General features: G+C 67.3%; 15 protein-coding genes. 7 read left to right on the plus strand and 8 right to left on the minus strand.

Features of this window, described 5'->3' with window-relative positions:
- The first annotated feature begins 157 nt into the window (after nucleotides 1–157).
- Nucleotides 158–1,372: an NAD(P)H-dependent flavin oxidoreductase gene (locus VPH43_RS24325; RefSeq protein WP_328580364.1), complete on the plus strand. Its 1,215-nt coding sequence runs from the start codon at nucleotides 158–160 to the stop codon at nucleotides 1,370–1,372.
- A 14-nt stretch (nucleotides 1,373–1,386) separates the two neighbouring features.
- On the opposite strand, the gene VPH43_RS24330 is transcribed toward VPH43_RS24325, so the two are convergent.
- Genes VPH43_RS24330 through VPH43_RS24345 form a run of 4 tightly spaced genes read right to left on the minus strand, consistent with a single transcriptional unit; the run spans nucleotide 1,387 to nucleotide 3,444 of the window.
- A complete protein-coding gene (locus VPH43_RS24330; protein WP_328580365.1) occupies nucleotides 1,387–1,971 on the minus strand; it encodes a hemerythrin domain-containing protein in 585 nt (194 codons plus the stop codon).
- A 45-nt stretch (nucleotides 1,972–2,016) separates the two neighbouring features.
- Nucleotides 2,017–2,433 (minus strand): putative zinc-binding protein, encoded by a 417-nt coding sequence (locus VPH43_RS24335; RefSeq protein WP_328580366.1) that lies wholly within the window; start codon nucleotides 2,431–2,433, stop codon nucleotides 2,017–2,019.
- A 7-nt stretch (nucleotides 2,434–2,440) separates the two neighbouring features.
- On the minus strand, nucleotides 2,441–3,145 hold the full coding sequence (locus VPH43_RS24340; RefSeq protein WP_328580367.1) for a hypothetical protein: 705 nt from the start codon (nucleotides 3,143–3,145) through the stop codon (nucleotides 2,441–2,443).
- A 26-nt stretch (nucleotides 3,146–3,171) separates the two neighbouring features.
- A complete protein-coding gene (locus VPH43_RS24345) occupies nucleotides 3,172–3,444 on the minus strand; it encodes a DUF2249 domain-containing protein (protein ID WP_328580368.1) in 273 nt (90 codons plus the stop codon).
- A gap of 149 nt (nucleotides 3,445–3,593) precedes the next feature.
- Between VPH43_RS24345 and VPH43_RS24350 the strand changes: the two genes are divergently transcribed.
- The 6 genes from VPH43_RS24350 (at nucleotide 3,594) to VPH43_RS24375 (ending at nucleotide 11,880) form a co-directional block, all read left to right on the plus strand.
- Complete coding sequence (locus VPH43_RS24350) at nucleotides 3,594–6,491, plus strand: adenosylcobalamin-dependent ribonucleoside-diphosphate reductase (RefSeq protein ID WP_328580369.1); 2,898 nt, start codon at nucleotides 3,594–3,596, stop codon at nucleotides 6,489–6,491.
- A 92-nt stretch (nucleotides 6,492–6,583) separates the two neighbouring features.
- Nucleotides 6,584–7,660 (plus strand): GTP 3',8-cyclase MoaA, encoded by a 1,077-nt coding sequence (moaA, locus tag VPH43_RS24355; RefSeq protein WP_328580370.1) that lies wholly within the window; start codon nucleotides 6,584–6,586, stop codon nucleotides 7,658–7,660.
- A gap of 60 nt (nucleotides 7,661–7,720) precedes the next feature.
- Nucleotides 7,721–9,619, plus strand: coding sequence for a type IV pili methyl-accepting chemotaxis transducer N-terminal domain-containing protein (locus VPH43_RS24360; RefSeq protein ID WP_328580371.1), 1,899 nt, complete (start codon nucleotides 7,721–7,723; stop codon nucleotides 9,617–9,619).
- 2 nt (nucleotides 9,620–9,621) lie between these two features.
- Nucleotides 9,622–10,290: a LuxR C-terminal-related transcriptional regulator gene (locus VPH43_RS24365; protein ID WP_442909337.1), complete on the plus strand. Its 669-nt coding sequence runs from the start codon at nucleotides 9,622–9,624 to the stop codon at nucleotides 10,288–10,290.
- A gap of 85 nt (nucleotides 10,291–10,375) precedes the next feature.
- On the plus strand, nucleotides 10,376–11,014 hold the full coding sequence (locus tag VPH43_RS24370) for a YitT family protein (RefSeq protein ID WP_328580373.1): 639 nt from the start codon (nucleotides 10,376–10,378) through the stop codon (nucleotides 11,012–11,014).
- A gap of 20 nt (nucleotides 11,015–11,034) precedes the next feature.
- Entirely contained in the window at nucleotides 11,035–11,880 is an 846-nt protein-coding gene (locus VPH43_RS24375; protein WP_328580384.1) for a DUF6544 family protein, read from the plus strand.
- A 317-nt stretch (nucleotides 11,881–12,197) separates the two neighbouring features.
- On the opposite strand, the gene VPH43_RS24380 is transcribed toward VPH43_RS24375, so the two are convergent.
- The 4 genes from VPH43_RS24380 to VPH43_RS24395 form a co-directional block, all read right to left on the minus strand.
- Nucleotides 12,198–12,881, minus strand: a complete 684-nt coding sequence (locus VPH43_RS24380; RefSeq protein ID WP_328580374.1) for a DUF4145 domain-containing protein — start codon at nucleotides 12,879–12,881, stop codon at nucleotides 12,198–12,200.
- Between the two features lie 85 nt (nucleotides 12,882–12,966).
- Nucleotides 12,967–13,677 (minus strand): hypothetical protein, encoded by a 711-nt coding sequence (locus VPH43_RS24385; RefSeq protein ID WP_328580375.1) that lies wholly within the window; start codon nucleotides 13,675–13,677, stop codon nucleotides 12,967–12,969.
- An 84-nt stretch (nucleotides 13,678–13,761) separates the two neighbouring features.
- Nucleotides 13,762–14,292: a hypothetical protein gene (locus VPH43_RS24390; RefSeq protein ID WP_328580376.1), complete on the minus strand. Its 531-nt coding sequence runs from the start codon at nucleotides 14,290–14,292 to the stop codon at nucleotides 13,762–13,764.
- 420 nt (nucleotides 14,293–14,712) lie between these two features.
- Nucleotides 14,713–15,747 carry a hypothetical protein gene (locus VPH43_RS24395; RefSeq protein ID WP_328580377.1) on the minus strand — a complete coding sequence of 345 codons (1,035 nt, stop codon included), beginning with the start codon at nucleotides 15,745–15,747 and terminating at the stop codon, nucleotides 14,713–14,715.
- Between the last annotated feature and the right edge of the window lie 387 nt (nucleotides 15,748–16,134).

Raw genomic sequence — 16,134 nt, forward strand, 5'->3', positions numbered from 1 at the left:
TTTGCCATGAACCTATTCTGGGAACCGGCCGGGCCCGGGCCCTTGAGGCAGATCAAACAATCGGCGCCCGGCGTGCCGCCGCCCCAGCCGGCCGCACACGGCGCGGCTTGAGCCAAGGCAAGGACGCGCGCGCTGCCTTCCGGTACGGTGCAGCCGCATGAACCAGCCAACCGCCATCGACCCCGCGCTGCGGGCCTTGCTCCACGGCAGCGCGCTCGCACCGCTGCGCCTGGGCGACCGCGAGCTGCTGCCGGTCGTGCAGGGCGGCATGGGGGTCGGCGTCTCGGCACACCGCCTGGCCGGCAGCGTGGCCGCGCTGGGCGGCGTGGGCACCTTGTCGTCGGTGGACCTGCGCCGCCACCATCCCGACCTGATGGAGCGCACCCGCGGCCTGGGTGTCGGGCCGGATGCCAAGGCCGCGATCAACGGGGCGAACCTGGTGGCGCTGGAGCGCGAGATCGCGCTGGCACGCCGGCTGTCGGGCGGCTTCGGGATGCTGGCGATGAACGTGATGCGCGCCGTGAGCGACTACGCCGCGTACGTGCAGCGCTCGCTTGAATGCGGCATCGACGCGGTGGTGGTCGGCGCCGGCCTGCCGCTGGACCTGCCCGAGCTGGCGGCCGATCATCCGAAGGCCAGGCTCATCCCCATCCTGTCCGACGCCCGCGGCGTGCAGCTGGTGCTGCGCAAGTGGGAGCGGCGCAAGCGCCTGCCCGATGCGGTGGTGCTGGAACATCCCGGCCATGCCGGCGGCCACCTGGGCGCGGCTTCGGTGGCCGACGTGTCCGACCCGCGCTTCGACTTCGATCGCGTGGTGCCGCAGACGCTGGAGGTGTTGCGCGCCGCCGGGGTGGAGCGGCAGGTGCCTGTGATCGCCGCAGGCGGCATCCGCAGCCTGCACGACATCCGGCGGCTGCAGTCGCTGGGGGCGGCCGCGGTGCAACTGGGCACGCCGTTCGCGGTGACGGTGGAGTGCGACGCCGATCCGGCCTTCAAGCGCGTGCTGGCCGAGGCGCGCGACGAGGACATGGTGGAGTTCACCAGCGTGGCCGGCCTGCCGGCGCGCGCGGTGCTCACGCCCTGGCTCAAGGCCTACCTCAAGGCCGAACCGCGGCTGCAGGCCGTGGCGCACGTGAAAGCGCGCTGCACCAAGGTGTTCGACTGCCTGGCGCAGTGCGGGCTGCGCGACGGCAAGGCCGGCTGGGGGCAGTTCTGCATCGACCAGCAGCTGGCGGCCGCCATGAAGGGCGACCTGCAGCGGGGCCTGTTCTTCCGCGGCCGGGGTGCCTTGCCGTTCGGCGACCAGATCCGCAGCGTGCGCGAGCTGATGGAGCGGCTGCTCGGCGGCGTGGTGCCGGCCGCAGCGGCGTGAGGCGCGCGCCGCGTTCAGGCGCTGCGCTTGTAGCCCAGCGGGTCGGGCAGGCTCGCCAGGATGTGCTGGTACAGCGGGCGGAACGGCTCTTCCGGCTCATGGCCGGTGAAGGGATCGCGGTTGCCCGCGAAGGCTTCGTCCAGCTCGGCCCAGTCCTCAGGGCTGAAGCGTTCCTCGGCGGCGCGCAGCACGTGCCGCTCCTCGAGCATCATGTGACGCAGGTAGAACGCGGTGTAGCGGTCCAGCGCCTGTTCGAACGCGGCGCGCCGTTCATCGCCCATCACCTCGTAGGCCAGCAACGCGTGCTCCAGCTGGTGCATCGAGCGTTCGCCTTGCTGATGATCATCCGACAGCTGGTCCAGCACTTCGGCGAGGTCCGGGCACTCGCGCCGCACCCGGGGGAACAGCAAGGCCTCCTCCTTCGGGTGGTGCAGGCGATTGGGGTACTCGTCGACGTAGAACAGCATGGTGCGCAGCAGCCGGAAGTCGGGTGGCTGCCTCGCCGCCCGGCACTGCCGCAACAGCAAGGACATGGACTGCAGCATCGCGCTCAGCACGCGGTGTTCGTCGCGGATGATGGCCAGGGCGGTGGATCGCATGATGCGTGAGCTTGGCAGGCCGCTGCCGCAAGGCCTTGCGCTGGATCAAGCGGGGGCCACGCCGGCCTGCTGCACCGTGGCGGCCAGCTCCGCCGCCTGGCGCACCAGCGCGGTGTACAGGCGGTCGGCTTGCGCTGCATCGAAGTCCGCGTGGTAGACCTTGCGCACGCCTTCACGCGCCAGCTGCACGTGCAGCGTGGGTTGCACCCCTCGCTGCGCCAGGCAGCTGCGCGCGCAGGCCAGCACGCAGCCGTCGATGGCGATGATCGGCCGGCCGTCGATGGCCGCGTCGCGCGCCTTGCGCACCAGCGGCGCCACTGCGCCGCCCACGCCGGCGATGCACGACATCTCCGCCTGGCCGGCACGGTCCAGGCGCACCGCGAGGTGGTTCGCCAACTGGGCCGCGCTGGAGCAGCCCGAACAGGCGTAGACCAGCGGCAGGCTTTCGCGGTCTCTCGGCATGGTGGTCTCAGAAGCGGGTGTCGGCAAGGCGGCCGTGCGATGTGCGCTCCAGCGGCAGCGGGAAGGACGACGCGATGGCCGATGGTGGGCTGGGCCACAGGCGGCGTGCCGGCCGCACCACGAACACACCGTCGTCGTACGCCAGGTCGCACAGCAGGTGCTCCACCCGCTGCTGCCACAGGCGGCCCAGCTCCGCCAGCTCGGCGGGGGAGGCCTTGCCCTGGGTGCATTGCTGCAGCAGCCGCGTCAGCTGCGGCGGCTCGGGCAGCAGGGTGAGGTCGGCCACGGCGTCGACCGCCCAGCGGTTGTCGAGCCGGGTGAAGCGCAGTGCCAACGGCAGCGCGGGCACGTAGCGCTGCAGGCCGTTGCGTGCAAAGCGGCCTGCCAGGCCCTTGAAGCCTGTTTCCCCGGCCGCACCGGTGAGCTGCTGCACCACCGCGGCGACCACCCCGTTGGCGCCGTCGCGCATGTCGTTGCGGAAGTCCACCCGCACGCCACCACGCTCGGGCAGGCGGTCGGGGTAGAGCGCGACCATCGCACGCACGGTCAGCCAGTACGTGGCGGCGACCGTGGGGCAGGAGTGGCCGGCCAGCATCACGACGTCGGCGTAGCCGTACTCGAACACGCCGCCTTCGGCGCTGCCCAGCACCTCGGCCAGCGGATCGTGCACGCGCAGCCGGGGCACGCGGTCGAAGAATGGGGGGAGTTTCATGGCCCGCGGGTTCGCAGCGTGCCGGTTCAGCGGCAGGTACACCCGCCGCAGCAGTCGCCCGACGATTCCTTGTCGATGCGCACGCGCCAGATCTGCGGGCCCTGTTCCACGTAGTTCCAGCTGAAGCGGCCCGGATGCTGCGCTTTCAGCTGGTGGTACAGCGGCTGGGGATCGTGGTCGTTCACCAGCTCCAGCGCGGCGCCGGGCGCCAGGTCGTCAAAGAGCGCAAAGATGCGTGCATGGCGCTCGCGCGGCAGCAGGGTTCGCACGTCGAGTGTGGTCACAAGGGGATGGGACATGAAGGTCTCCGCAGTGGGGTCATGGAGCGGCCCGTGCACGGGGCGGCGGCGATAGATGCATATTGAATACACCTCAGCCCGAAGACGCCTTGATCCACGGCAAGCTCGCGCGCCCGGGGCGCCACTAACGTGCCGGGCATCACAACCCAATGACCGCCATGACGACCACGCTCACTCCCACTGTCCTGACCGCGCAACCGATCAGCGAGGAAGTGCTGGTCGAAAAGTACGCCAAGGGCGATGAGCGCAGCGTGGCCGACGTGCGCAAGCGCGTGGCGCGAGCGCTGGCGGCCGCCGAGCCGCCGGACCAGCGCGCCCACTGGGAGACGGTGTTCTTCCAGGCGCAGGAGGCCGGCTTCGTGCCGGCCGGGCGCATCAATTCCGCCGCCGGCACCGAGCTCAGCGCCACCTTGATCAACTGCTTCGTGCAGCCGGTCGGCGACTCCATCGCGCACGATGACGACGGCCATCCGGGCATCTACACGGCGCTCACGGAGGCGGCCGAAACCATGCGCCGGGGCGGCGGCGTGGGCTATGACTTCTCGCGCATCCGCCCCCGCGGCGCCTGGGTGGGCAGCACGCAGTCCAGCGCATCCGGCCCGGTGAGCTACATGCGGGTGTTCGACCGCTCCTGCGAAACGGTGGAGTCCGCCGGTGCGCGTCGCGGCGCGCAGATGGGCGTGTTGCGCTGCGACCACCCCGACGTGGAGGAGTTCATCCACGCCAAGGACTCGGGCGACCTGCGCAACTTCAACATCTCGGTCGGCGTGACCGACGCCTTCATGCAGGGCGTGCTGGCTGGCAGCGAGATCGAGCTGGTGCACAAGGCCGAGCCCGGCCAGGCGCAAAAGAGCGCCGGCGCCTACCAGCGCGCCGACGGCCTGTGGGTGTACCGCAGGGTGAGCGCCCGCGCACTGTGGGACCAGGTGATGCGCTCCACCTACGACCATGCCGAGCCGGGCGTGCTGTTCCTCGACCGCATCAACGCCGACAACAACCTGTCGTATTGCGAGACGATCGCGGCGACCAATCCATGCGCCGAGCAGCCGCTGCCGCCCTACGGCTGCTGCTGCCTGGGCTCGATCGACCTCACGCGCTTCGTGCGGCAGCCGTTCGAGGCCGATGCCGCCTTCGACGAGCCTGGTTTCACCGCCTTGGTGCGCACCTGCGTGCGCATGCTGGACAACGTGCTGGAGGTGACGCACTGGCCACTGCAGCGCCAGCATGACGAGGCGCGCAACAAGCGCCGCATCGGCCTGGGCTTCACCGGCCTGGGCGACGCACTGGTGATGCTCAACCTGCGTTACGACACCGACGCTGCGCGCGCCATGGCGCGCCGCATCAGCGAGGCGATGCGCGACGCGGCCTACGAGGCGTCGGTGGCGCTCGCACAGGAGCGCGGTGCGTTCCCGCTGTTCAACGCCGACCTCTACCTGCAGCGCGGCACCTTCGCCTCGCGCCTGCCGCAGCCGCTGAAGGACCGCATCCGCGCACACGGGCTGCGCAACTCGCACCTGCTGTCGATCGCGCCCACCGGCACGATCAGCCTGGCTTTTGCCGACAACGCCAGCAATGGCATCGAGCCTGCGTTCTCGTGGAGCTACCAGCGCAAGAAGCGCATGCCCGATGGCACCTTCAAGGAATACGCGGTGGAGGACCACGCCTGGCGGCTGTACCGTCACCTGAAGGGGCCGGACGCGGCGCTCACGCCGGCCTTCGTCAGCGCGCTGGAGATGAGTGCCGAGGCGCACCAGCAGATGGTGGCCGCCGTGGCACCCTGCATCGACACCGCCATCTCCAAGACGGTGAACGTGCCGCAGGAATATCCCTACGAGGAGTTCCAGCATCTGTACCTGCGTGCCTGGGAATCGGGCTTGAAGGGGCTGGCCACCTACCGGCCCAACAGCGTGCTCGGTTCGGTGCTCAGCGTGGAGCCCGCTGTGGCGCCGGCACCGCAGGGCTTAGCGCCCGCTGCCCATGCCAACCAGCGCCTGGCGCTGGAGCGGCTGCCGCGGCAGCCGGTGCTGGCGTCGCTGCGCTGGCCGGGGCGGCCGGAGTTCCCCGCCGGCAACGCGGCCTGGTGTTTCATGGTGCGGCATCCGCACGGCGAGTTCGGCCTGTTCGTCGGCGAGGCGGCCTCGGAGGAGCTGATTCCGCGGCCCTTGCCCTTCGAGGTGTGGGTCAATGGCGCCGAGCAGCCACGCGGCCTGGGCGCATTGGCCAAGACCTTGTCGATGGACCTGCGGGCCCGGGATGCGGCCTGGGCCCGGCTGAAGCTGGACGCGCTGGCCACCGTGCAGGAGGAGCGCGCCTTCGAGATGCCGTTTCCGCCACACGGCGAGCGGCGCCAGTTTCCCGGCGTGGTGGCCGCCACCGCCGCCGTGATCCGCTGGCGCTGCGAACAGCTGGGCCTGTGGAGCGGGACGGACGGCGACGCGCCCACGCCGGTGCTGGACGCGATGTTCAGCCTCGACGAGCCGCACACCGGCCCCTCCGGCACGCTGGCCTGGGCGGTGGACGTGGACAACCCGAGCACGGGAGAGGACTTCACCCTCACCTTGAAGGAAGTGGTGCTGCCCGGTGCGGATGGCAGCGCCCGCACGCGGCCTTGCGCGATCGGCTTCTCGGGCAACTACCCGCGTGCGCTGGACGGGCTGGCCCGTGTGCTGTCGCTGGACATGCGGGTCATCGACCCGGCCTGGATCGGCATGAAGCTGCGCAAGCTGCTGTCCTATGCGGAGCCGCTGGGCCACTTCATGGCCTTCGTGCCCAGCCTCCACGCGCACGAGCGACGCCAGCAGACCTGGCCGTCCACCGTGGCCTACATCGCGCGGCTGATCATCCACCGCTACGCCATGTTGGGCGTGTTGGACGAACAAGGCTATCCGTTGCAGGAGATGGGCATCCTGGTGTCGCCCGAAGGCGCACCGGCGGCCGCCGCGCCCATGGCCGGCGCGCGCTGCCCGGAATGCGGCAACAGCACCCTGATCCAGAAGGACGGCTGCAGCTTCTGCACGGCATGCGGCCACATCGGCGCCTGCGGTTGACGCCGCGTGCAAGCCGGGCGGTCGCTTGACCCAGGTCAAGTCCCCGCCCGGCATGTCGCCGCACAGTCGCATCACTGACCCTGCGAGCCCCCATGCCATCGCCCGACACCCCCGATGCCGCCGCCGTGCCCGACGGTGCACTGCCGCTGCGCGACGCGCTGGGCCGGCCGCTGCGCGACCTTCGCGTCTCCATCACCGACCGCTGCAACTTCCGCTGCACCTACTGCATGCCTCGCGAGCGGTTTGCGGCCAACGACGCCTTCCTGCCGCGTTCGTCGCTGCTCAGCTTCGAGGAGATCCGGCGCCTGGCGTCGGCCTTCGTGCGGCACGGCGTGCGCAAGATCCGGCTCACCGGCGGCGAACCCCTGCTGCGCAAGGATGTGGAGCGGCTGGTGGCGATGCTGGCCGAGCTGCGCACGCCGGGCGGCCAGCCGGTGGAGCTGTCGCTCACCACCAACGGCTCGCTGCTGGCGCGCAAGGCCGTGGCCCTGAAGGCGGCCGGGCTGCAGCGGGTGACGGTGAGCCTGGACGCGCTGGACGATGCGGTGTTCCGGCGCATGAACGACGTGGACTTTCCGGTGGCCGAGGTGCTGCGTGGCATCGAGGCGGCGCAGCGCGCCGGCCTGGCGCCGGTGAAGGTGAACACGGTGGTGCAGCGCGGCGTGAACGAGGCGCAGGTGCCGGCGATCGTGAAGCACTTTCGCGGGACTGGCGTGGTGCCGCGCTTCATCGAGAGCATGGACGTGGGCGGGGCCCAGTGGCACCGGGACCAGGTGGTTCCCTCGGCAGAGCTGCTGCAGCGCCTGCAGCAGGCACACGTGCTGGTGCCCGTGGCCCCCGCGCACCGGGGCGAGACGGCGCGCCGCTGGATGCACGCCGACGGCTGCGGCGAGATCGGCTTCATCAGCAGCGTCACGCAGGCCTTCTGCGGCGACTGCAGCCGCGCCCGGCTGTCGGCAGACGGCCAGATGTACCTGTGCCTGTTCGGCCGCCGCGGGGTCGACCTGCGCGGGCCGGTGCGTGACGGCACCACTGACGCCGGCCTGAGCGAGCGCATCGCGGCCGCCTGGCAGCAGCGCGCGGACCGGTACTCCGAACTGCGCGGCACCGCGGCAGCAGCCCGGCTCATCCCGATCCGGCCGGTGGCCATGCACTACATCGGCGGCTGACCGGCCGGCGCTTGACACACGTCAAGCCGGGTGGGGCGGTGACGGCCCACCATCGGCGCCATGGACCCCGCACGCTGGCCCCTCGCTTCCAAGTTGTTGGGCATCGGCCTGGCCTTCCTGCTGCTGGCGCTGGTGTCCATCGCGCTCACGCTGTGGGTGTCGTGGCAGCTGGAGGGCGGTGCCGCCGCGGTGAACGAGGCGGGCCGCCTGCGCATGCAAAGCTATCGCCTGGCGCTGCAGGTGCAGCTTGGCGCGCCGGCCGCGCAACGGCAGCGCACCGCCGAGGGCATGGACGCCGGCCTGGAGCGCCTGCGCGCCGGCGATCCGTCGCGGCCGTTGTTCGTGCCCTGGAACGCGCGCACGCGTACCCAGTTTGCCGAGCTGCAGGCCCAGTGGCCGGCACTGCGCGACGCATGGCTGCGCTCCCCCGCCGCACCCGATGTCGAGCCGGTGGATGCCTTTGTGAGCCGCATCGACCGCCTGGTGGGCAGCATCGAGCAGCAGCTGTCCGACTGGACCGCCGTGCTGCGTGGATTCCAGTTCGCCATGGTGCTGCTGGCGATCTCCAGCACGGTGGTGCTGATGTACACCGGGCACCTCTTCGTGCTGGAGCCGCTGAAGCGGCTGCACCAGGGCCTGGCCCAGGTGCGCGAAGGCGACTTCGGCGCCCGCGTGGAAAAAACCTCCAGCGACGAGTTTGGCCAGCTGGCCGAAGGCTTCAACACGATGGCGGCGCATCTGCAGGCGCTGTACGGCCAGCTCGAAGCCAAGGTGGCGGAAAAGACCGAGCGCCTGGAGGTCCAGCGCGAGCGGCTGGCGGCCCTGTACGAGGTGAGCGCCTTCATCGCCAGCGCCGAAACGCTGCCGGTGCTGGCGCAGGGCTTTGCACGCCTGATGCGCCGCATCGCGCGCGCAGACGGGGTCGCGGTGCGCTGGTCCGACGAACGCAACGAGCGCTACCTGATGCTGGCCTCCGACGGCCTGCCCGCTGCGCTGAGCGACGAGGAGCAGTGCCTGCCCGCTGGCGACTGCCACTGCGGCCAGGTGGCGCAACCGCCCCGCTTGCGGGTGATTCCGATCATCGGCGGCGAACCCAGCTCACGAGGCCACTGCTCGAAGCTCGGCTTTCGCATGCTGCTCACGCTGCCGGTGGCGTTGCACCAGCAGGTGCTGGGCGAGATCGACCTGTTCTTCAACGCGCCGCGCGAGGTGGGCGAGGAAGAGCGTGCCCAGTACGAAACCCTGGCCAGCCACCTGGCCGGCGGCATGGAAAGCCTGCGCGCCGCGGCGCTCGAACGGGAAGCGGCCGTGGCCCAGGAGCGCACGCTGCTGGCGCAGGAGCTGCACGACTCCATCGCCCAGTCGCTCGCCTTCCTGAAGATCCAGGTGGGGCTGCTGCGCCAGGCCATGAAGCGCCATGACGAACCTGCGCTGCAGCGCAGCGCCGACGAGCTGGAGACCGGCGTGCGCGAGTGTTATGGCGATGTGCGCGAGCTGCTGCTGCACTTTCGCACCCGCACCAGCGCCGAGGACATCGGCGTGGCGCTGCGCACCACCTTGCAGAAGTTCGAACACCAGAGCGGGCTGCGCACCGAGCTGCAGATGCACGGCCACGGCGTGCCGCTGCCGGCCGACGTGCAGATCCAGGTGCTGCATGTGCTGCAGGAAGCGCTGTCCAACATCCGCAAACACGCCCGGGCCACGCAGGTGGTGCTCAGCGTGCAGCAGCAGCCGGCGTGGCGCTTCCAGGTCAAGGACGACGGCATCGGCTTTGACCCGCACGCCGCGCTGGACGAGACGCACGTCGGCCTGCGCATCATGCGCGAGCGTGCGGCCCGCGCGGGTGCCACGGTCGACGTGGCGTCGGCCCCTGGCCAGGGCACCTGCATGACCCTCACCCTGCATGCGCGGCCATCGCCCGCCCGCGTTGCGCCTTCCTCCAGCACCGCTGCTGCATGAACATGCCCACCGCTCCCATCCGCCTGCTGGTCGTCGACGACCACACCTTGTTCCGCCGTGGGCTGATCGCGCTGCTGGGCCAGTACCCCGACCTGGAAGTGGCCGGAGAGGCGGGCGACGCGAGCGAGGCACAACGGTGCGCACTCGAACTGCAGCCTCAGGTGATCCTGCTGGACAACCATCTGCCGGGGGTGACCGGCATCGCGGCGCTGCCTGCGCTGCGCGAGGCGGCGCCGGGCGCATACATCCTCATGCTGACGGTGAGCGAGGACGAGCAGGACCTGGGCAACGCGTTGAAGGGCGGCGCACGCGGCTATGTGCTGAAGACGGCCGAGGGCGACGAGCTGGCCGATGCGATCCGGCGCAGCGCGCGGGGCGAATCGGTGGTGAGCCCCGACATGACCGGCAAGCTGGTGCACGCCTTCCGCGCGGTGAGCGAGCCTGCACCGGCCGCGCCGCCCACGCCCAGCGACCCGTTGGCGGCGCTGTCGCCGCGCGAACAGGAGATCCTGCGGTTCATTGCGCAGGGGGCCAGCAACAAGGTGATCGCACGAGCGCTGGACATCGCCGAGACCACGGTGAAGATCCACGTGCAGCACATCCTGCGCAAGCTGAACCTCAGCTCGCGCGTGCAGGCGGCGGTGGTGCTGGCGGCGCGAACAGCGGCTTGAGCGCCAGGCAGGCGCCTCGCACCCGCTGGGGTTTGCGCCAGCGCAAGGCACGGCAAAGGGCCACCGCCGCACACTGAGGCAGCCCATGAACGCCAGGCTCGACACACCCTCGCCCCAACCGCACTCCCTGCTGGACGACGCACAGGCGTTCGGCACAGCCCTGCTGTTCATTGCGCTCGGCCTGTCCATGGTGGGCAGCGCCGGGCTGCTGACCGGCGGCACGCCCGGCCTGGCCTTCCTGCTGCACTACGCCACCGGCATGCGGCTGGGCGTGGCCTTGTTGGCGGTGAACCTGCCGTTCTACCTGCTGGCGTGGCACGCCATGGGCCGGCGCTTCACGCTGAAGACGCTGCTGGTCGTGACCGGCCTGTCGGTGGCAGTGGAGGCCATGGTGCACCTGCTGTCCTTCCAGACCCTGCAGCCGCTGTTTGCCGCAGTGGCCGGCGGCACGCTCATCGGCGCCGGTTTGCTGGTGCTTTTTCGTCACCACGCCAGCCTGGGCGGCATCGGCGTGCTGGCGCTGCAGCTGGAAAAGCGCCGTGGCTGGCGCGCAGGCTGGGTGCAGATGGCGATCGACGCCTGCATCGTGGCGACCGCCTTTGCGGTGGTGGAACCCCGGCGCGTGCTGTATTCGCTGGCCGGCACGATCGCGGTGAACCTGGTGCTGGCCTTGAACCACCGGCCCGGCCGGTATGTGGCCAGCCGGGCGGCGCAAGCCGGCTGAGGCGCGGCGCCTTGTTCGCGATGAAATGGATCGTGGGCCTGCTGCTGCTGGCCGTGGCCACCGCAGCCTGCCTGCAATACGGGCGCTGGTCGGCAGACCGGGCGGAGGCCGAGCGAGCCTGGGCGTCATTGCTGCGGCCTACGATGCCGCTGCCCGAGCGCTTCGACCCCGCCATGGTGGCCAGCTTGCCGGAGCCCGCGCGGCGGTACTTCGGCCATGCCATCCAGCCCGGTACGCGCCTCAGTGCCGTGGTCGAGATCCACATGGAGGGCGTGCTGTCGCTGGGCTCCAAGGAGGACCCGAAGTACCAGGCCATGAGCGCAGACCAGGTGCTGGCGCCACCGCATGGGCTGGTGTGGCGGGTGCGGGTGGGGCAGGGGCTCACGCAGGTGGAGGGTTCGGACGGCATGGTGGCCGACCGCTCATGGACGCGCTTCTGGCTGCTGCGCCTGATCCCCGTCGCGCGGGCCGGAGGTGACCCCGACCACCTGCGCTCGTCATTCGGCCGTGTGGTGGCGGAAGCCGCCTTCTGGGCGCCCGCGTTTCTGCTGCCGCGGCCCGGTGTCGAGTGGACCGCGCTGGACGCGGACACCGCGCGCGCCACGGTGACGCACGGCGTGTGGCGCCAGGCGGTGGACATCCGCGTCGGCCCGGACGGCCAACCGCTGTGGGTGAGCCTGCCGCGCTGGAGCAACGCCAACCCGGAGCAGGTGTTCCGCGTGCAACCCTTCGGCGGCGGGTTGAGCGACTTCCGCGAGGTGTCCGGCTATCGGCTGCCGTTTCGCGTGGACGGCGGCAACTTGTTCGGGACGCCGCAGTACTTTCCGTTCTATCGGGCGAGGGTGGTGGGGATCAGGGTGCGGTGAGCGTGGAGTGGGCGGTGGAGTGTTGTGGCAGCGGGTGGGGCGTTTGGGGGATGCCGTTGGTTCCCCTTCCGGTTGGCGAGGCTCGGACGCTCATGGTCGGGTCATAACCATCAGGTGGCACTCGACCTGGGTGAGCGGGCGACAGCAATGCAGCGGTTGCGGCCCCTCCCGCATGTCGCGCTGACCGGCGCCTTCCGACCCTTGTGGTGACTCGGAATGTTCAGGCAGCCGACCTAAAAGCAGTCGTTCGCTAACGTTCGACATGAGCGGGTTCGTGCTGGCGCAGCCAGCTCCAACCCGCCGGCTCGATGAGGTGGTTAGGCGTCACCTTCGAACTCCGCCTCTGCTTGCTTCGGAAGTATGTAAACGTCCTTCAGTAAGTGCTCAACGATATCCATTGCCAGCGCCAGTTGGCCTTCGGTATGTGGCTTAACTTCATGCGCTGCCGCGTTACCCAAGGTGCGGATCTTGTGAAGGATCTTCGCACCGGCAGGTGTCAGGATTCGCTTGTCCACAAGAGAGTCGATCTTCTTGAATAGGTCGCCGCCTTCTGCCTCCTTCTCTTTGCACACAGTCTCTAGGAGCGCACGTAGTCCGATTGCGGCTAGCACAGGCGCCTGAACTGAGAGTGCGATCTGTGTTTCCTCGTAGATCTGCTTGACCTTGGGGGGCAAGTAGAACTTTTCATCTCCGAGTCCTTTGACCCCCTCTACGCGCGGCGGGTAGAGCTTTTCCGATTCGGGATAGACGCACACATCGTTCTCGTCGTGGTAGTACTCCTCTGAGTTGGAGCCAACAATCCGATACGAAAGCGCTCTACATCCCAGGCATTTCACGATTTGGTGATAGTCGCTCCAATCGACGGAGTAGTTGCTATCACCTTCGCTTCCTTGGACATGAACCTGGACCAAAGGTACATGAGCAGTTTTCCCGCTGCACTTGGCACAAGCTACATCAACCTCTGCGCCCGGTTCTGTAATGACCTCGTGTTTGGTGCTCATCTCGCTCCCTCTTCTGCGTGACGCCTAACGTTCGATCTGAGCGGCATGACCCCGCTTGCCGGGGTATGTCTGCTCGATGGATGGCTCAGGTTGCAATCTTTATCCAAACCGAAGGCAAACCACTCGAAGTCCTCCAGAGCGCGAAAGAAGCGAGCGTCAGCGGAGTAAAGATGTCAAGCACCCAGAGGCTCAGGAATCTGGCTCTCAAACGCCAAGAAAGGCGCTCCGCCTTGTTGATTAATCCCCGCCACTTTGAGAGGAGCGGCTCCACCTCCTCGTAGAACGAATCCATGTTTTGCTGTATTGAGGAGAGTTGACCCTTCGCCTCAGCGAGAATTTTCTGGAACTCCACCTGTGTTCTCATATCGTTCTCGACTGTGACGCCTTCCACCCTAATAGTCGCGTTGTTCACCTGTTCGCCAGTCACATGGAAGTGCGCCTCAAGCATTGCGATCAGCTCGACGTAAGGCTTGGTGAGGATCCTCTCCCGCTTGAACTTCCATGCTGCGTAGTCCACGAACGCGGAGAGAAGGAAGGCCGCAAGGAAGTAGGTGACGATCACACACGCCAGACCCTTTGTTATTTCACCGCCTAGCGTCACCCCAGTCGCAGTTTGAAGGCCAAGGAATCCGTTTACTTGCAAGTCGAGGGCGGCGACCAACAGAGCCGCAAAGGCCGCGGCCACAACATTCCGTTTTGCCTTTCGCGTTTCCTCAGTGAATGGGTCCTGAAAGACAACGTCGCCGATGTCGTTCTCAGCGATTGACTTGTATACGTCCTGTCGGATGTGCGCCATGGGGTCTTCTTGCGACCTAACGTTCGACATGAGCGGCAGTTTCTGGCTTGCCGGAAACTGTCCGCTCGTTGGAGGGGTTAGCCGTCACTGCTTGCCAATGAGTGGGTGGAACCGGTTGCGCAAAGCTGTTTCCAGCGCTGGAACGATGACGTCGTAGTTCTTCACCTTGACCTCCAGTGCATGGAGACGGAGCACCCTGCTGGACATTGCAGGGCGCGCCTTCAGTTTGAGTGCGAAGGTTGTCTTACCAAGTGGCAAGTTGATGTGCTCAAGCACGCGTCTCGCTACGTTCTTCGACTTTCCGAGATAGAGAGGCATCCACTCCGAGAGCGTCGTGTGACCTGCGATGCGCTTCTTCTTAAAGTTCGGTGTGAACGACTTCTTATAGTCCGCGTGTTCCCATTCTGCTTGAAACCCTTCCACCCACGCTGCCAAGTTGTTCGAAGCGCCTCCAGTCTGAACGTCGATTCGATAGATGCCCGGGTACGTGTGCTTTGCAATCTCCGCTTCATCCGACAAAAGGCAAATGAGTGGCATTTCGACCGAGGCGGCAATGTCCGCAATTGGTTTGAGCGCCGAGGACAGCTGCTGGTCTACTTGTTCGAGCCGATGCATCGCCGCGATGACTCCTGTGCCGGCTGAGGTGTTTTAGACGACAGCGTCTGTCCACTTTGTGCGTCCAACAACACGTCCCCTCCTGTCGTCTAACCCACCCGGTTTGGGCCAACTCATTGTTGGCTATGAGATCGTGGCGGGGAATCCCCCACGAAAGTGGGACACTAAAGCGGACATTGCTGACCGACCGCTTCTGGCCGCGACTGTGAGTCCGAGGCTATGCCAGATGGCGGCCCTTCGGTTTCGGGGTCTCGCCGGCTATGACAACGTTCGCTGCCCGATGCGATGGTGTGGTTTCGACTCTCGGGTGGCCTGAACTGCGGCTTGATCAGGTTGCTGTCAACTGCTCGACTGCTCGGCGCGATATTCGGCATGGGTGGCCTTCCCTCGTCGGAATGGGTCAAGGGCCTCGCGAAGTGATCAGCCCTTCTGGCACTTCGCCAGGAACCACTTCAGGATCACATCTGCCACGCCGTTGGGGCTGAGCAACACGGCGCCTGCCTTGTGCGTTTGCTTCCATGCTGGCCTTCCGTCTTCGGTGAGGTCTGGTGCAAACGTGATGCTCGGGCCTTCTTCCGGCTTTTCCCAGTGCGTGACCCCAGGATACGGTGGGTGGCCCTTCCAAAACGTGGCCTTCAACTTCGAGTCACGCATCACGTTTGCATACTCAGGGCGCCAGTTCACGGACATGCCAATTGGGTCCGACAGGAAGATGATCGCGCCACCAGACTCGGCCGTGTGCTTTTCGTGAAGCTTGATCGCTGGCGCCGTGTTCTGGATCGTCGCCACACCCTCAATCAACTTCTCGCGGACTTCGTCGAACGACAGGCGTTGCGATTGCACGCCTTCGTGACTGTTCAAGTGCTTCTGTCGGCGCTCTTCATGCCCGATCGCCTCAGCTACCTTTGCGGCCATCTCCGCAACTGACTCTTCGTGAATCTCACCGCCCAGTTCGCTGAACCGGGCCTCGATAACGGCACATGCAGCCTCGATGCCCCATCGCTCAAGCCCAATGTACAGACGATTCTTAGGCACCCATGCAGGGACCTTTTGCTTCTCGCTGTCATCCATCGGGATGAACACGGCAAAGTCGTAGCCTTCGCTGTACGCACGGTTCCGAATGGCTGTTTCCTCAAACCGGGTAAATGGAGTGTGGCCCCATGCTTCGCGGTACAGGATCACCACCAACTTGGCCGTCTGGCCGAACACCTCGTTGAACTTCGCCTCGCCGTCCGTCCCTGCAAGCTTCTCCTGTTCCTTCGAGTACAGGAACACCTTCAGACGCCCTTCGAGCAGCGAGTGAAGCTTGTTCGCGAACGGCTCGTCCTTGTAGCCAAACGAGATGGCTACGTCGTAGTCGTACTTTGGTGCTGTCATCGCAACCTCCGGGCGCCCATTGTCGGTCCGGACCTCGCACACCGCGCGATCATCGTCCGAGAGGGCAAGGGAAGCCAAGAACCGATCGGCGATGTTCAGTCCGGCTACGACATCAGTCCCACGGCCCGGCTCGTTGACTGTCGTGCCGCCGCATAGCGGACTGTGGCGGCCGGCCGGTAGTGGCCGACAGCCGTCATAGCGGCAATCCAACCGAGTGACATAGTCCAGTCTAAAGCGGCCGCGCTAAGCCGGGTGCATGCCAGCAATGGCGATCTCAATCGGTCGCCGGCGTACACCGCGCTTACAGTGGCAAGCCTATGGACTGCCCCCCATTCGTCGCTAGGGAAGGTCTGAACAAGTCCGCGAATCATGCCGCGAGACGTTGTGTCGGTTGAAGGAATCGGGACAATCGGAACGATGAGCCAAATGAGCTTCTCAGATGCGGAATACGCCGGCAAGAGGAAG

This window comes from Ideonella sp. BN130291 (genome assembly GCF_036231905.1).
Classification (GTDB): Bacteria; Pseudomonadota; Gammaproteobacteria; order Burkholderiales; family Burkholderiaceae_C; genus CAMLIZ01.